Below are 17,036 nucleotides of genomic sequence, written 5' to 3' on the forward strand. Positions count from 1 at the left end.
TAGGGGGATTTTTAATTTCTCAACATATACCAAACAATAACCTCTACCACTACAAGTAAAACCGCACCAAAGATCATTAACGTCGTCCTCTTTAATAGTTCATTTTCACGGTAAGGGATATTACATAAGTAAGCACCTAATGTAATCCGTGATGGACAAGCGATTGTCGCTACTGATGATGCGGTGTTTTGAAGTGTTGTGACATATTGCCACGGGAGTGCTACGTTTTGTGCGGTTTGCATTTGTAGTTTTATAAACATTGCATTTGATCCTGCGTTACTACCTGTTAAAAATCCACCAATAGCGCCAATAAACGGAGCAACAAAAACGAAAAAGCTTCCAAATGTTTCACCAGCTGTTTTTGCAAGTAATGAATGCATGCCAGATGCACCCATTAGTTCTGAAATGGCGATAAACATTGTCGTCGTAATAGCAAATGGAATCCATTGTTTGATCGTTTGTGAGAATGATTGTTTAATAATATTAGACGGGATGCGGAAGAAAATAATAGTAAATAAGCAAGTCATACCGAGCCAAAATCCTGGTGAATATAGTAACTCTAGTTTGTAAGAGTATGATTTCAAATCAAGAACCGCATATGATCTGAACAAATCATGTAATGCTGGAACGAGGCGAGAAAGTAAAATACAAACTGTTAGAAATATATAAGGGCTAATAATTTTTATAATGGATACTTCTCTCTCCGTTGCAGCCGCATGTTCTGTTATAAGATTTTGCCCACTTTTTCCTTTTAATTTAATGATAAGAAAGCCAAAGGTAATCGTAACGATAGAACTTAATATCCCGGCTAGTTCAACACTTACGTACGCATTAGAAAGATATATTCCGAGAGAAAATAATAGAAAGAACCCTACTCCTTCTTTCCACTTTTCTATAACCGCTTGCCAGCCGCCAACAACGTGTAAAGAAAGAATAACGAAGTAAGCAAACATCGGAATACTTAATAGCGCTGTATTTGTACCAAGTGTTGTAAGAGGCATATTTATTAGCTGCGAACCGATAATCGTACCCGTTGCCATTGCGCCCCATGAACTAGCTAGTAAGCCGATGAATGAGAGCAGTACAGCTTGAAATGGTTTATATCCTAGTGAAAGAAAAATAGGTGCTGCAACCATGAAGCCAATACCGAATCCACTTACTGATTCAATAAGTGGGCAAATGCCAAAACACATAAGCAGCATTTGTAATAAACGATCCTGAGTAACTGCTTCTAGAAAACGTGCTACTTGATCGATGTACCCCATTTTGTTCATGAGGTGAAATAAAAAAATACCGAAAAATAAAACGTACCCGACAATAAAACAAATTAACCATCCTTTAATCGTTGCGTGCACAGTTTCACTTATCCCTAATTGAAACATTGGCGAGAATAAAACGATTCCAACAGACACAGCATAAGAAATTAACGAGGACCTTAATGACGTTTGTTTAAATAAAAATAAACAAATGAAAATCATCATAATTGGGATAAGTGCCAACAATATGGCCATGTTATCATCTCATTTCGTTTAAAATACAATTTTTAACTATTATATAACAGATGCTATAATTTTCAATTGTTTTTACAACAGATTCAAAAAAGGAACCAAACGGTTCCTTTTCATTCACTCCCATTTTCTATTATCCTGAAAAACTGTCTGCTTTCCGACTATTTCTTTCAACACAACAAACACAATGTAAGTACATATTGCTTGCAATATAATATTCCAAAATTTCATTAATGTAAATGAATGAATCCGTAGAAATAATTCGTTTAATAATACAATCGAAACGATACTAAATAATTCTATACTAATTGAAAATAGACATATTTCTAAAATAGACTGTTCTTGAATGCGATTTAAGTTGGAAAAGATGAATACATATCCTAAAAATAGAGCCATTAACTCTATTTTCGTCATGCTAATTAGCCAAGCGTATAGCGGTACAGTTAAAAATAGATATAGTAGTTTACGTCTTAGCATGCCTTCTCTCCCCTTTAATTATATGTATTTTCTGTATATTTTAACATTTATTACGCAAAACAAAAAGAAGAGACTACGCCTCTTCTTTTTGTTTTGTTGCATATATTAATTCACATATTTCTTCTCGCTTTTCATTTTCTAAAAGCTCAATGATCTTACTTCCAACGACAACGCCGTCGCATATTGTAACCATTTCTTCTACATGTTCTTTTGTTGAGATGCCGAATCCAGCGACTACTGGTAAGTTGACGTGTGATTTTACTTTTTCTAAGTAACTATGAATCTCCTCTTTAAAATTTTGACGTACTCCTGTTACGCCCGCTACTGTAACGGCGTATACGAATCCTTCTGATTCACTCGTAATTTTTTTGATTCGCTCAATTGGGCTCGTTACGGTAACGAGTGGAATTAAAGCGATATTCGCCTCTCGAAGGAGCGGCGCAATAATATCTTGTTCTTCATACGGTAAATCTGGAACGATGATGCCGTCTACACCCGCTTCTAAGCATCTCTCAATGAATTGTTCTTTTCCGAATGCGAGTACTGGATTTAAATATGTCATGAGTACAAACGGAATTTGTACTTCTTTCCTTACCTCTATCAATGCTTGAAAAATGCCTTTTACTGTTACACCGCCATCTAGCGCTCGTTTCCCTGCTCTTTGAATCGTTGGACCGTCTGCAACTGGATCTGAAAACGGGATGCCAATTTCAACGATGCTCGCTCCCGCTTCATCTAAAAAACAAATTCTTTCTTTTAATTTTTCAAGACCACCATCTCCGCCCATTACGTACGGAATAAATGCTTTCTTACCACTTTCAAACGCTGCTTTAATTTTTTCTACTCCCATTTTTCACACCTCTTCCATATAACGTTTTATACTCTCTACATCTTTATCGCCGCGGCCAGATAAACAAATGACAAGTCCCTCATCTTCCTTCATTTTCGGAGCTAATTTTAATGCGTATGCGACAGCATGTGAACTTTCTAACGCTGGGATAATGCCTTCTTTTCTCGTTAATAATTGAAATGCTTCTAATGCTTCTTCGTCTGTTATCGAATGATAAGAAACGCGGCCAATATCTTTTAGCAAACTATGTTCTGGACCAACACCTGGATAATCAAGTCCTGCTGAAATAGAGTGAGCTTCTTGAATTTGTCCTTCTTCATTTTGTAGAAGATACATCATCGATCCGTGTAAAACGCCGACGCTTCCTTTCGTTAAAGTCGCTGCATGCTTTTCTGTATGAACGCCTTTTCCAGCTGCTTCTACGCCGTAAAGAGTGACTTCTTCATCGTGTACGAATGGATAAAACATTCCCATCGCATTACTACCACCACCAATACAAGCAACGACTGCTTCTGGTAACTTTCCTTCTAACGCCTCATATTGTTTTTTCGTTTCATTTCCAATTACACTTTGGAAATCACGGACAATTTGCGGGAATGGATGTGGTCCGAGAACAGATCCCATAATGTAGTGCGTATCATGCACATGTGAAACCCAGTAACGAAGCGCCTCGTTTACCGCATCTTTTAATGTACCGCTACCTGCCGCTACACTTTCTACTTTCGCTCCGAGTAATTCCATTCGGAACACATTTAATTTTTGACGTCTTACATCTTCTTCTCCCATAAAAATGACGCATTCTAATCCGAGAAGAGCACATACAGTAGCTGTTGCGACTCCGTGTTGTCCAGCTCCTGTTTCAGCGACAACTTTTTTCTTGCCCATTCGTACCGCAAGAAGCGCCTGACCAATTGTATTGTTAATTTTATGAGCCCCTGTATGATTCAAATCTTCACGTTTTAAATAAATCTTTGCACCTCCGCAATACTCCGTCATATTCTCAGCGAAATAAAGCGGTGTTTCTCTTCCGACATACGTTTTTAAATAATGATTTAATTCCTTTTGAAATGCTTCATCTTCCATCGCCTCTTTATACGCTTCTTCTAGTTCTAATACAGATTGCATTAACGTTTCTGGAACGTATCGTCCTCCATATATACCGTAGTGACCTTTTTCATCTGGATATGCGTAATTCATTTGGAACACTCCTTCGCTTTTTTAATAAATTGTTTTATTTTCTCTACATCTTTCTTTCCTTCCGTCTCTACTCCGCTACTTACATCAACCATATATGGTCGAACAGTTTGAATTGCTTCTTCTATATTAAGAGCGTTTAATCCACCAGCTAATATCGTTTTCTCTCGTAATTCTTTTGGCATATACCCAAGTAATTCCCAAGAAAATGTCTTTCCATTTCCTCCGTGAAACTTTTCCTTCGGGCTATCAAATAATATATAATCCGTTTCATACCCTTGGGCGTTTTTCATATCACTCTCTGAAGTTACTCCTAGCGACTTTATAGACGGAATATTCAATCTTCTAATTTGATAATTGTCTTCATCCCCATGTAGTTGTACATGTGTTAACCCGCACTCATCTGCAATTTTCTGGATCACTTCTACTGATTCATTTACGAAAACACCGATTTTTAACACGTTGGCTGGAAGCTCCTGAATGATTTCTTCCGCTCTCTTTGGAGTGATTTTCCGCTTACTTTCTGCAAAAACAAATCCGAGTGCATCTGCTCCGTATTCGCAAGCACGTTTTGCTGTTTCCATATCAGTGATGCCGCAAATTTTCACTTTCATATGTTCACCTTACAATCTTCAAAAAAGGTACGAATAGAAGATGATGTCATAAGTGCTTCTCCAACTAATACACCTTTTGCTCCAGCTCTTTTAACACGGATAATATCCTCTTTTGAATGAATCCCGCTTTCGCTAATCCAAAGTAATTTCTCCTCATTTAATCGTTTTCCAAGCTTTTCTGTTTGGCCTAAATCGACTTCGAATGTTTTTAAATTACGGTTGTTAATACCGATAACGTGTGGATTTAATTCGATTGCAATTTCTAATTCCTCTTCATCATGAACTTCAACAATTGCTTCTAATCTTTTTTCTCGTACATAGCTATATAGCTCTTTTAATTTCTCTTTCGTTAAAGCTGCTACAATTAATAAAATAATATCTGCGCCAGCTTCATATGCTCTATCAATTTGAATCTTATCGATTATGAAATCTTTACATAAAAGCGGAATGTTACTTTCTTCTCTTGCCGTTTGTAAATCATGAAACGACCCTTTAAAAAATTGACCGTCTGTTAAAACAGAAACTGCTCCTGCGCCACATTCTTCGTATGTTTTCACTTGTTTTCGTACATCAACGTGTAAATTGATATCTCCTTTTGATGGTGACGCTCGCTTTACTTCTGCAATAACAGTAAACTGCTGTAATGCTTCTACGAGTGAATGTGTCTTTCTTTTTGCTTTTACTGGTGTATATATTTCACATAACTCCGCAACTTCCTTTTTCTTCTGTTCTACAATTTTATCTAAAATCGTCTCCACTTTAGTTCACCCTTTCTAATTTTTCGTTGCTTGCTGCAATTAATAAGTTTAATTTGGCTAATGCTTTTCCAGAGTCAATGCTATGTGCCGCGAGTTTAATTCCTTCTTCAATCGTTTCCGTTTTTCCATTTGCGAAAAGAGCTAGACCTGCATTTAATAAAACGGTATCGCGGTAAACACTCTTTTCTCCGCTCAATACGCCGACTGTAATCTTTGCATTTTCTTTCGAATCCCCGCCTCTAATCTCTTCATTGTTCACTATTGAGAAACCGTATTTCTCAGGTTCAATACTCGTTTCTACTATTTCATTATCTTTTAAAAGAACTACGTGATTTTCCCCTTGTAATGATGCTTCATCTAAAAAACCACTTCCATTTACGACAAGCGCTTGTTTCCGGCCTAACTTTTGTAATACTTGTGCAACTGGTAATAACATATCTCGTTTATAAATACCGACAAATTGTGTTTCTAAATTCACTGGATTTGTTAAAGGGCCAATTAAATTAAAGATCGTCGGAACATTTAATTCTTTTCTTATTTTCATAATGCGCCTTAATGCTGGGTGCATCGCTGGTGCGAATAAAAATGCGATTCCGACATGTTCTAATAAATAATCAATTTCGTTTGGCGTACTACTAATATTTACACCGAGTTCTTCTAATAAATCTGCACTTCCTGTTTTACTAGAAACAGCGCGATTACCATGTTTTGCAACCTTTACACCTGCTCCTGCCAGTACGAATGCTGATGTTGTGCTAATATTAAACGTTTGGGCACCGTCACCACCTGTCCCGCAATTGTCCATCGCGCCTTGTATATGGTTCGAAAATGGTAATGCCTTTTCACGAAGAGCTCGAACGAGACCGTATATTTCTTCTGCTGTTTCACCTTTCGCTTTCAGTAATACTAAAAAAGCTGCAATTTCACTTTCCAATATGTTTTCATTTAATAAAAGAAGCCCTGCTTTATACATTTCCTCTTCTGTTAAATGTTGCCCCTCCACTAATTTACGAAGATAGTTATTCATACTCTTTCCTCCTCTTTCACTTCGCCTAAAAAGGCATGTATTAACTTTCCGCCTTCTTCTGTTGCGATTGATTCCGGATGAAACTGTAATCCGAAGAGCGGATAATAATTGTGACGAACTGCCATTATTTCTCCGTCGTCCATCGCTGTCGCTAATATGTCAAAACACTCTGGCAAGCTCGTTTGCTCTGCAACAAGGGAATGATAGCGCATTGCTGTTAGCGGCTGCATCACATATGAAAAGATTGACGTTCCGTTATGTTTCACACGCGATGTTTTTCCGTGTCTAATACGTTCTGCTCTAACAATGTCTCCTCCAAATGCAGCTATGATCGCTTGGTGGCCAAGACAAATCCCTAATATAGGAACGTTCTTATAAAAATGACCGATGACGTCGATACAAATGCCAGCATCCTCTGGTTTTCCTGGTCCTGGTGAAAGTACAATTCCTCTTGGATTCATCTCTTCTAACTGTTTTATCGTTATTTCATCATTTCTTACAACTACAATTTCTTCTTCATGTTTGCCTAACAGCTGGTACAAGTTATATGTGAACGAATCGTAATTATCGATAAGTACAATCATTTCATTACCTCCAAAAGCGCTCTCGCTTTATTTAATGTTTCTTCATATTCAGCTACTGGATCTGAATCGTAAACGACTCCTGCTCCTGCCTGAACGTATGCTTTTTCATCCTTTACGACCATCGTTCGGATGGCGAGCGCCATATCAAGATTTCCTGAAAAACTAACGTATCCAACTGCACCAGCGTATACATTTCTTTTTTCATTCTCTAGTTCATTTATAATTTCCATCGCTCTAATTTTCGGAGCTCCAGAAACCGTCCCTGCTGGTAAGCAATATGCTAACGCATCAAATCCGCTCATTTGTTTTCGCAATGTTCCGTAAACTTCAGATACAATGTGCATAACGTGAGAGTATTTTTCTACTTTCATATATTTATCTATCGTAACCGAGCCAATTTCGCTCACTCTACCAATATCGTTTCGCCCAAGATCTACAAGCATCATATGCTCTGCTCGCTCTTTCTCATTGCCTAACAGTTCTTTTGCGATTTCCTCATCTTCCCTCTTCGTTTTCCCTCTTGGTCTCGTACCAGCAATTGGATTCGTCATCACTTTATCCTCCCTTACTGATAGTAAACTTTCCGGCGAAGAACCGAGTACAACATAATCTTGGAAATCGATATAAAACATATATGGTGATGGATTTGCAATTCGAAGTTTTCGATATAACGCGAATGGATCACCAATACATTCACTTTGTAAACGCTGTGACAGTACGACTTGGAATATATCTCCCGCTCTTACATATTCTTTGGCCATTTCTACCATCTCACAAAACTCTTTTTCCGTTATAGAAGAAGTGAATGATAATGTGGATGGTATTGCATTTACTTCAGCTTCTTCTCCTTGTAGCACTTCTTCTTTGTATACTCGTAGTCTTTCGTATACTTCCTCATAATTTGCTGAATCATCTTCCCTGCATACATATACAAACGATAACTTTTGGCGTAAATGATCGTAAACGATAAACTCACGATATAGTAAAAGGTGTACTTCCGGAATATTTAATGGGTCGTGTAAATCCGCTCCAATGTTTTCATACTGCCGAATGACATCATATCCAATATAACCAACTGCTCCTCCGCAAAATGGAAATGGACTGTCTACTTGTGATGGTGCAACTACTTCTTCTAACACTTGTAGTACGTTACCTTGTAACTTTTCTGCGCGGCCGAAAATCGTTCGTTCCACTTCCGTACCAACGCTTTTCACTTCTCCATAAGGATTACATCCTAAGTAAGAATAACGCCCTTTATCTTGATGAAGCTGTGAACTTTCTAATAAGAATTTCTTCTTCCCTTTCATACGTCTATATAAAGAAATTGGCGTAATGCTATCCCCTTCTTCTTCAGTGATTACTAAAAATGTCTTTCTCTCTCTTTTTTGTTTTATAAATTCTTCTTTCGTCATCATGTCCTTCACCTCGCCCTGAAAAATAAAAAAGTCCTCTACATATCGAAAATATGTAGAGGACGATAAATATACCGCGGTACCACCTCGTGTTGGATGCAAAAGCATCCCGCTTTGTTCAGGTACAAAATTTATACCTTATCCTTGTAACGGCGGAACCCGGGTTGCCTACTGAATATAATTGTTCAGCATACCTCTCGTAAGCCCATTCCGTATATGGCACCGTACCGGGCTCCCACCTATTCCCGGCTCTCTGTAACGTCTCCAATATACGTACTCTTCTTACTTAAACGATTTCATTTATTTAATTTTTTATACACAAAAAGGGAGTACTCATCCTATAGAAAGGACGGGTACTCCCGTGGTGCCACCTTAATTCGTTACAAATGTAACGCACTTTACCGTATCAAAAACAATACGTGTCTCTTGTATCGATGAGATCATGTCGCCAAAGCCTACTTCTTTCGTTTCGGTTTGGAAGCTCCGAAGCCCATTCCACATCAATTCCATACTGATTCGCACCAACCATCAGCTCTCTGACATGTTCATCATGTGTACTCTTCTTCATCAACGCTTGCATTTTTTTAAGTTGCACTCATTATAGACCTGAATTTTTTCACAAGTCAATACTTTTTTAAAAATTTTATTTTTCTTTCCTTTCAATATTATATTGACAAAACAACCTCTTTTTATGTAAATATAATAAATACTCTATTAAAAATAAGGTTTTTTGTATGAATATTATATATTAAAAAAGTAAAATGACGCCAAAAAACGCTTACATTTCTGAAAATTCGTATTTCTATATGGATTTTTCAGAATAATCATGATAGATTATAAAGTGAAACTTTAATCAGTGGGGGGTGTTCATCCCCACTGATTATTAGTTGAACCAATCGGGCATTTACGGGCAGTTGCTCTCCCACCTAACTTCCTTGCACAGCCAATTTTAAGGTGGGAGTTTTACTACCCGTTAATGCGGGATAAATATGCATAACGCATCAAAAGACATGACAAAAGGAAGGGGAACTATATGAGTACGCAGATGTTAACTTTAACTTCAATCTCTATCTACATGCTCGGGATGTTAGTAATTGGCTATTTCGCCTATAAACGAACGTCCAACTTAACAGATTATATGCTTGGCGGGCGTACACTAGGACCCGCAGTAACGGCATTAAGTGCTGGAGCATCCGATATGAGTGGTTGGCTTTTAATGGGATTACCAGGTGCAATGTTTAGCGTTGGATTAAGTAGTAGTTGGATTGCGATCGGCCTAACACTAGGCGCATACGCAAACTGGCTTTATGTTGCTCCTCGCTTACGTACCTACTCAGAAATTGCAAATAACTCTATTACTATTCCAGAATTTTTGGAACACCGTTTCCACGACAAATCTCATATGCTACGTTTAGTATCTGGACTTGTTATTATGATTTTCTTTACTTTCTATGTAGCTTCAGGATTAGTTTCAGGCGCTGTATTATTTGAAAATTCATTTGGCATGAACTATCATGTTGGATTATTCATTGTAGCAGGCGTTGTTGTAGCTTACACATTATTTGGTGGTTTCTTAGCAGTAAGTTGGACAGACTTCGTGCAAGGAATCATTATGGTAGTTGCTCTTATTCTTGTTCCTATCGTAACAATTATGAATTCGAACGGACTTGGACCTGCATTTGATACAATTCGATCTGTAGATCCAACACGTCTAGATATTTTTAAAGGTGCCTCTACTTTAGGAATGATTTCTCTATTCGCATGGGGCCTTGGTTATGTCGGACAACCTCATATTATCGTACGCTTTATGGCAATTTCTTCTGTAAAAGAACTTAAAAGCGCACGAAGAATTGGTATGAGCTGGATGATTTTCTCTGTTGTTGGAGCTATGTTTACTGGTCTTATTGGTATTGCTTACTATTCACAACAAGAGTTAACATTATCTAACCCAGAAACAATTTTCCTTGAACTTGGGAAAATTTTATTCCACCCACTTATTACTGGATTTTTATTAGCCGCTATTTTAGCAGCGATTATGAGTACAATCTCATCTCAGTTACTCGTTACTTCTAGTGCCGTAACGGAAGACTTATATCGTACATTCTTCAAACGTTCTGCATCTGATAAAGAACTTGTATTTGTCGGTCGTATGGCTGTACTTGTTATTGCATTAGTTGGGTGCGCTTTAGCGTTTAAACAAAATGATACGATTTTAGCTCTTGTTGGATACGCTTGGGCTGGTTTTGGTTCTTCATTCGGACCTGCTATTTTATTAAGCTTATATTGGAAACGTATGACGAAATGGGGCGCGCTTGCTGGTATGATTTCTGGTGCCGCTACAGTCATTATTTGGACTCAATTCAAATTCTTAAAAGATTTCTTATATGAAATGATTCCAGGTTTTGCTATTAGTTTACTAGCCATCGTAATTGTTAGTTTACTAACACAACCTTCAAAAGAAGTTGAAGAGCAATTTGAGGATTTCGAAAAACAACATCGTCATAATTTATAAAAAAATCTCTGCTGTTATCGTAACAGCAGAGATTTTTTACAGTTCGACAATCTTCTTATCAAATTTAACAAATTCTTTATGTTTCGTTAAATTTAACATAACACTACTCCTTTATAGTATGAGTATCAGCACTTATACAGAAAGGGGACTCCAACATGTTAGCAGCTTTCCAGCAACAACAAACACGAAAATTTTCACCTATCACAAATACTTCTGCGTCTTGTTTAAACATGCAACCTAACCCGCCTAAAATTTCAATTGCTCCTTCTGTTATTTCAGTCATCGGTGTTCATATGGAAAAACATAAATTAAAAATAAAAACGGGACAAAACATTGTGTTAGCAGCTTCCATTTTGCCAATACAAGCAACGAATAAAGAGCTTATTTGGTCAAATATGAATTCTGATATCATCACCATATATCCAAAAGGTGACACCGTGACGATTACTGGAAAAAGTGCAGGTAAAGCAGTCGTAATTGTCACAACTGCTGAAGGCAAATTCCGTGACCTATGTGTCATTCATGTACAACCTTATATGACAAATCCAAAGTAAAAGAGTGGCTTCATAGCCACTCTTTTACTTGATTTCAATATTTAAGTTTTTACTTTTTACAAGGTTAATAAATTATTCTTTATTTCTTGGAGAAATAATTTCTGTTTTATGTGTATCGTAAACAATTTCAAGTCGGTCAAATGATAATGCATGAGCTGCTATTGGATTTTTCGTATTTGAAATTTGTTTTATATCTCTTATAAATATACGTTTTGTAACGAGACCCGATCTAATTGTAATTATTTCTTCCCCGGCAATATATTTTGCCAAAAACCAACTCCAGCTAAACAACATTGCTAATGGAATTGTAAAAAGCAAAAGAAAATATTCTCTCCCTACAAAAATTGTCGCAAAATAAGCACCAAAAACAATGAAAACAAGTGGATATAACCATGTATCTTTTTTTTGATGGAAATTCGATTTCCATCCCCCTTCTATGCCCATATTTCTATAAAACAAAAAGAGAAGTATCACAACTTCTCTTTTCTCCCCTAACACTATAATTCCTGTGTATACACCGGCTCGTTTACGACGTTTTTTGCTGTACGTTTTTGTTGCTGCAGTAAGAAAACAGATACACCAAACAATACCAGCATGCTACCGATAATTTGCATTGCATTTAATTTTTCTCCAAGTAAGAAGAACGCAAGTATAGATGCTCCAACAGGTTCTCCTAAAATACTCATTGAAATCGTCGTTGCATTCACATAATTTAACAGCCAATTATTAATTACATGTGACACTGTCGGCACAACCGCAAGTAAAAGAAAAACGGTCCAATCCCATTTCGTATAACCTGTAAAAGGTACTTGTAATATGACATTATAAATCCCCATAAAAAGACCTGCGAACGCAAAGACTGTAAAACTATAAATCCAGTGTGATACTTTCTTTACTGTCGTTTGCCCGATAAATAAATAACCGACAACTGCTATTACACTTAGAAAGGATAATATGTCTCCATAAATTGCTTGCTTACTTAACCCTAAATCTCCCCAACCAATGCACATTACCCCTAAAATAGCGATTCCCATCGTTGCAATGGCTGAATATGTTGTTCTTTCTTTAAACAGAAAAAAACCTCCAACTAAAGATACGATCGGTTGAAGTGCCAAAATAATTGTTGAACTAGCAACTGTTGTATGCTTTAAAGATTCAAACCATAAAAGAAAATGAAGTGCTAAAAAGAAACCAGATCCAATTAAAAAGCCCCAATCTTTCATTTGAATCCTATTAAATTCCTCTCTTTTTTTCCATACGATAGGCAGCATAATAAGTACGATAATCCATAAGCGGTACATACTTAATATTGAAGATGGTGCTGAGGACATCTTTACAAAAACTGCTGCAAAGGAAATGGCAATTATAGAAATAGCCAATGGTAGTGCGATTGATTTTTCTTGTTTCAAATCCTGTCTCCCCTCTCACCTGTCAAAAATCCCACTTCATTATATCCGTTTTCTTTCGTAACTTAAATACTAATTTTTTAGATTCTTCGTACCATTATGGTAAAATAGAAATTAAGGCGCCAATTAGTGAATATTTCTTTCCTTTTCACTACAAGCGTCGCTCTTACAATCGTTACAGTAAATTTTTATTTAGGGGGATCTACATGAGTCAAACAATAGGGAGAATTGAAGAAATTTCATTTTATAGCGCATCACTTCAAGAAGACGTTACACTTCTCGTTTATTTACCTGTAAATTACACACCACTGCACAAACATACAGTTGTAATTGCACAAGATGGTAGAGATTATTTTCAGCTCGGTAAAGCGCACCGTGTAATTGAGCGCCTTCGTGAAACCGAAGAAATTGACCGTACAATTATTGTCGGTATTCCATATAAAAATGTACATGATCGTAAAGAAAAATATTTCCCAAATGAAGTGAAAAATGCTGCATATATTCGTTTCCTTGCTCATGAACTTGCACCATACATTGATGAAAATTATCCAACGTACCAAATGGGAAAAGGTCGTGTTTTAATTGGTGATTCTCTTGGCGGAACAGTTTCCTTTATGACTGCACTTATGTATCCGCATACATTCGGTAAAGTCGTTATGCAATCACCATTTGTGGATGAGACAGTGATGAACTTAGCAAAAGAATTCAAAGATCCACAGGCGTTAGAACTGTATCACGTCATCGGTACAGAAGAAACGGCTGTAAAGCGTACTGATGGACAAGTATCGGATTTCGTAGGGCCGAACCGTGAGTTAAATAAGCTTCTTACAGATAGAAATTTCATCACGCATTACGAGGAGTTTGAAGGCAATCATACTTGGAAATATTGGCAAACTGATTTACCGAAAGCCTTCTCTCATATTCTAGCAATGAAATAATAGAGAGCAGTATTCAGAATAATTTGATATAATAGATAAAGAGATTTATTTATCTCAAAATCTAACTAGACTTACAAAGGGAGGAATTGGAACATGAAATTAGGCATTGTAATTTTTCCATCTAAAATGATTCAAGATAAAGCGAACGGATTGCGTAAACGTTATGACCCGCACTACGCATTAGTTCCACCACATATTACATTGAAAACACCCTTTGAGGCGCAAGATGAACAATTAGAGTCGATTGTAAACGAATTACATACAATCGCAAGTAAAACGAACCCTTTCACCCTTCATGTTGGGAAAGTTGGTTCATTCGCACCTGTTAATAACGTCCTTTACTTTAAAGTAGAAAAAACACCTGAACTTACTTTCTTAAATGAAGAAATGCATAGCGGGTTATTCACGCAAGAACGCGAATATGCTTTCGTACCTCATTTAACAATCGGACAAGGCTTATCAGATGCAGAGCATGCTGATGTTTTGGGCCGATTACGTATGAAAGATTTCTATTACGAACAGCCAATTGATCGTTTCCATCTTCTATATCAATTAGAAAATGGAACATGGACTGTACACGAAACATTCCGTCTTGGAAAGGGGAACAACTAATTTGCACGCACAGATTGTACAAACGGACGAACAACTAAGAGATGCATTCTCTGTACGTAAACAAGTGTTTGTAAATGAACAACGTGTCTCTGCTGAAGAAGAGTACGATGAGTTTGAAGAAATTTCCACACACGTTGTTATATATGACAATGATGTTCCAGTTGGTGCTGGACGTTTTCGCACCCTTGATGGTATAGGAAAAATGGAACGCATTTGCGTGTTAGGTTCCCATCGTAAAAAAGGTATCGGAAAAATTGTTATGGATGCGCTTGAAGCGTATGCAAAGGAAAATTCGTTACCGAAATTGAAACTTCATGCTCAAACACATGCTGAAGATTTCTATAAAAAACTTGGATATGTAACAAGTTCTGATGTATTTATGAAAGCAAATATCCCGCACGTCATAATGATAAAAGAATTGTAATTTGAAAGCAGGAGGTGACCCCTCCTGTTTTTTTACATTGCTATTTTCTTTTTCTTCCGCTAAAGTTAAATGTTGATGCTATAGTTTTGAAGGTGAACATATGACACAAGAAAAATTTTCACAAAAATCGTTAACACACGCTGATATTCCGCGTGCGACATATCATATTCCGAAAACATCTACCCATTTAATTATGGAAGAAGATGTAGATGCGGCTTATTTCCGCGCTCTAGAACAACAAAATGTTTTTTTAAACGAAAAACAATTAGAAGCTGTGCGCACAACAGAAGGTCCTGTTCTTACACTAGCTGGTGCCGGAAGCGGGAAAACATCTGTTTTAACAACTCGCGTTGGTTATTTAGTAAATGTAAAACAAGTTCATCCACGAAATATTTTATTACTTACATTTACACAAAAAGCTGCTGAAGAAATCCGAAGTCGTGTTGCGAAGTTACCAGGTATGAATCATGCAGCAAGTAGCTACGTAGTTGCTGGTACATTCCACTCTGTTTTCTTAAAATTGCTTCGTAGTCAAGGGTATAATCAACAAATTTTAGCAAATGAAAAACATAAACAAATTATGATAAAGAAAATCTTAAAAGAATTGCGTTTAAAAGACGATTACGATGCTGAAACGATGCTCGCGATGATTTCACTTGAAAAAAACAAATTAAATCGTCCGAAAGATGTAAAAGCGAAAACACCAGTGGAACAAGAATTTAAAGAAGTATATGAACGTTTTGAAGAGGTAAAACAACGATACAATTATATTGATTTCGATGACATCTTATTGGAAACATATTATATGTTAGAAAATAATGCTCCTTTACTAACTCAATTACAACAACGTTTTCACTACATTGAAGTAGATGAGTTTCAAGATACATCCTATGCACAATATGAAATTGTAAAATTGTTAGCCACGCCAAGAAATAATTTGTTCATCGCAGGTGATGATGATCAAGCAATTTATGGCTGGCGAGGGGCAAGTCACCAAATTATTTTATCTTTTCCAAAAGAATTTGATAACACAACAATTATTGCACTAAATACGAATTATCGATCCAATCCCTTTATCGTCGGGCTTGGAAATGAAGTTATAAAATTAAATCAAGAACGTTTTGATAAAGAGCTATACTCCGTTCGCGAGGAAGGTGTACAACCTTTTTATGCACGACCTGCTACGACTCTTGATGAAGCAAATCAAATTTTACAGCTCATTCAAGAAAAAGTAGATAGCGGTGACCGAAACTATAAAGATTTTTGTTTACTGTATCGCACACATTCTGTAAGTCGTTCGTTACTTGATCAGCTTACCATTCATAAAATCCCGTTTATTAAACACGGGGCGAGCCAATCATTTTATGAACATTCTTTAATTAAGCCTGTATTAGATCATTTAAGACTCGTGATTGAGCCGTTTCGGCTAGAATCACTTTCAAACATATTGCCGACGATGTATATCGGACGTGATGATTGTATTTCATTTATTGAACGTGAACAATGGAAATATGGTGAGGGACGCTTCCCTTCTCTTCTTCATTTCTTACTATTAAATCCAAGCTTAAAACCTTTTCAAGTGAAAAAGGTAAATGAGCGCATCGATTTTATTAAGTTTATTAAAGAATTAGAACCGAAAAAAGCATTAAAAGAAATCATTCATGGTAAAGGAAAATATTTAGAGTACTTACAAAGTAACGATCGTTCTTCCTTTACGATGCATAAAGACATACAAGAAGAAATGTTGGAAGAATTAATGGAGTCTGCAACTCGTTTCACCGATATTCCAGCTTATTTACAATTTATCGATGAGGCGATTCAAGGTCAAAAAGAAATGGAAGCATTAAAAACAATGCCGCAAAAAGATGCCGTTTCACTTATGTCAATCCATAACGCAAAAGGCCTTGAATTTCCATGTGTCTTTTTACTTGGAGCGAGTGATGGAATCCTGCCCCATACTTCTTCTTTAAAAGATGCAAATGATCGTATTACGGAAACTTCTGAAGCGTTAGAAGAAGAACGCCGATTACTGTATGTCGCCATTACACGTGCAAAAGAAGAACTTTACATTTCTTCTCCGCAATTTTTCAGAGGAAAGAAATTAGATATATCTCGTTTTTTATATACTGTGCGAAAAGATTTACCTGAAAAGACATCCACTAAATA

17 protein-coding genes and 2 other annotated features are annotated in these 17,036 nt (G+C 36.7%); of the genes, 6 read left to right on the plus strand and 11 right to left on the minus strand.

The genetic code is table 11. The features are described from left to right. Positions 1 to 11: 11 nt before the first annotated feature. The 9 genes from AC0OM3_RS18305 to trpE form a co-directional block, all read right to left on the minus strand. On the minus strand, positions 12 to 1,511 hold the full coding sequence (locus AC0OM3_RS18305; RefSeq protein WP_000996236.1) for an L-lactate permease: 1,500 nt from the start codon (positions 1,509 to 1,511) through the stop codon (positions 12 to 14). Between the two features lie 114 nt (positions 1,512 to 1,625). Continuing rightward, complete coding sequence (locus tag AC0OM3_RS18310) at positions 1,626 to 1,985, minus strand: DUF4029 domain-containing protein (protein ID WP_000946131.1); 360 nt, start codon at positions 1,983 to 1,985, stop codon at positions 1,626 to 1,628. A 73-nt stretch (positions 1,986 to 2,058) separates the two neighbouring features. Then, positions 2,059 to 2,835, minus strand: a complete 777-nt coding sequence (gene trpA, locus AC0OM3_RS18315) for a tryptophan synthase subunit alpha (protein WP_474212581.1) — start codon at positions 2,833 to 2,835, stop codon at positions 2,059 to 2,061. 3 nt (positions 2,836 to 2,838) lie between these two features. Continuing rightward, positions 2,839 to 4,032 (minus strand): tryptophan synthase subunit beta, encoded by a 1,194-nt coding sequence (trpB, locus tag AC0OM3_RS18320; protein ID WP_001105002.1) that lies wholly within the window; start codon positions 4,030 to 4,032, stop codon positions 2,839 to 2,841. Next, a complete protein-coding gene (locus AC0OM3_RS18325) occupies positions 4,029 to 4,643 on the minus strand; it encodes a phosphoribosylanthranilate isomerase (protein WP_000865119.1) in 615 nt (204 codons plus the stop codon). Before AC0OM3_RS18325 ends, trpB begins: the two co-directional genes overlap by 4 nt. Beyond that, positions 4,640 to 5,401, minus strand: coding sequence for an indole-3-glycerol phosphate synthase TrpC (trpC, locus tag AC0OM3_RS18330; protein ID WP_000447789.1), 762 nt, complete (start codon positions 5,399 to 5,401; stop codon positions 4,640 to 4,642). The genes AC0OM3_RS18325 and trpC overlap by 4 nt, the downstream gene beginning before the upstream one ends. Position 5,402: 1 nt before the next feature. Then, complete coding sequence (trpD, locus tag AC0OM3_RS18335; RefSeq protein ID WP_001067349.1) at positions 5,403 to 6,428, minus strand: anthranilate phosphoribosyltransferase; 1,026 nt, start codon at positions 6,426 to 6,428, stop codon at positions 5,403 to 5,405. After that, positions 6,425 to 7,012, minus strand: coding sequence for an anthranilate synthase component II (locus tag AC0OM3_RS18340; protein ID WP_000636359.1), 588 nt, complete (start codon positions 7,010 to 7,012; stop codon positions 6,425 to 6,427). Before AC0OM3_RS18340 ends, trpD begins: the two co-directional genes overlap by 4 nt. After that, positions 7,009 to 8,427: an anthranilate synthase component I gene (trpE, locus tag AC0OM3_RS18345; protein ID WP_061883900.1), complete on the minus strand. Its 1,419-nt coding sequence runs from the start codon at positions 8,425 to 8,427 to the stop codon at positions 7,009 to 7,011. The genes AC0OM3_RS18340 and trpE overlap by 4 nt, the downstream gene beginning before the upstream one ends. Before the next feature lie 52 nt (positions 8,428 to 8,479). Further along, positions 8,480 to 8,724, minus strand: a binding site (T-box leader). Positions 8,725 to 8,766: 42 nt separating this feature from the next. Continuing rightward, positions 8,767 to 9,004: a binding site (T-box leader), on the minus strand. A gap of 453 nt (positions 9,005 to 9,457) precedes the next feature. Here trpE and putP point away from each other — a divergent pair. Both putP and AC0OM3_RS18355 read left to right on the plus strand, forming a co-directional pair. Then, on the plus strand, positions 9,458 to 10,936 hold the full coding sequence (gene putP, locus AC0OM3_RS18350; RefSeq protein WP_000107210.1) for a sodium/proline symporter PutP: 1,479 nt from the start codon (positions 9,458 to 9,460) through the stop codon (positions 10,934 to 10,936). Between the two features lie 155 nt (positions 10,937 to 11,091). Further along, positions 11,092 to 11,490 (plus strand): Ig-like domain-containing protein, encoded by a 399-nt coding sequence (locus AC0OM3_RS18355; RefSeq protein ID WP_000878730.1) that lies wholly within the window; start codon positions 11,092 to 11,094, stop codon positions 11,488 to 11,490. 72 nt (positions 11,491 to 11,562) lie between these two features. Here AC0OM3_RS18355 and AC0OM3_RS18360 read toward each other — a convergent pair whose 3' ends face one another. Together AC0OM3_RS18360 and AC0OM3_RS18365 are read right to left on the minus strand one after the other, a co-directional pair. Then, positions 11,563 to 11,934, minus strand: a complete 372-nt coding sequence (locus tag AC0OM3_RS18360) for a PH domain-containing protein (protein ID WP_474212585.1) — start codon at positions 11,932 to 11,934, stop codon at positions 11,563 to 11,565. A gap of 53 nt (positions 11,935 to 11,987) precedes the next feature. Further along, positions 11,988 to 12,899 carry a DMT family transporter gene (locus AC0OM3_RS18365; RefSeq protein ID WP_000806939.1) on the minus strand — a complete coding sequence of 304 codons (912 nt, stop codon included), beginning with the start codon at positions 12,897 to 12,899 and terminating at the stop codon, positions 11,988 to 11,990. 203 nt (positions 12,900 to 13,102) lie between these two features. Between AC0OM3_RS18365 and AC0OM3_RS18370 the strand changes: the two genes are divergently transcribed. From AC0OM3_RS18370 to AC0OM3_RS18385, 4 genes are all read left to right on the plus strand, one after another. Next, positions 13,103 to 13,834 carry an alpha/beta hydrolase gene (locus tag AC0OM3_RS18370; RefSeq protein WP_000084011.1) on the plus strand — a complete coding sequence of 244 codons (732 nt, stop codon included), beginning with the start codon at positions 13,103 to 13,105 and terminating at the stop codon, positions 13,832 to 13,834. Positions 13,835 to 13,927: 93 nt separating this feature from the next. Next, positions 13,928 to 14,446 (plus strand): YjcG family protein, encoded by a 519-nt coding sequence (locus tag AC0OM3_RS18375; protein ID WP_000765863.1) that lies wholly within the window; start codon positions 13,928 to 13,930, stop codon positions 14,444 to 14,446. A gap of 1 nt (position 14,447) precedes the next feature. Beyond that, positions 14,448 to 14,870: a GNAT family N-acetyltransferase gene (locus tag AC0OM3_RS18380; protein ID WP_474212588.1), complete on the plus strand. Its 423-nt coding sequence runs from the start codon at positions 14,448 to 14,450 to the stop codon at positions 14,868 to 14,870. Between the two features lie 100 nt (positions 14,871 to 14,970). Beyond that, the coding region (locus AC0OM3_RS18385) for an ATP-dependent helicase (RefSeq protein WP_000191198.1) at positions 14,971 to 17,036 on the plus strand (2,066 nt) is incomplete at its 3' end.

The sequence above is a fragment of the Bacillus sp. FAU20 genome (assembly GCF_056033865.1).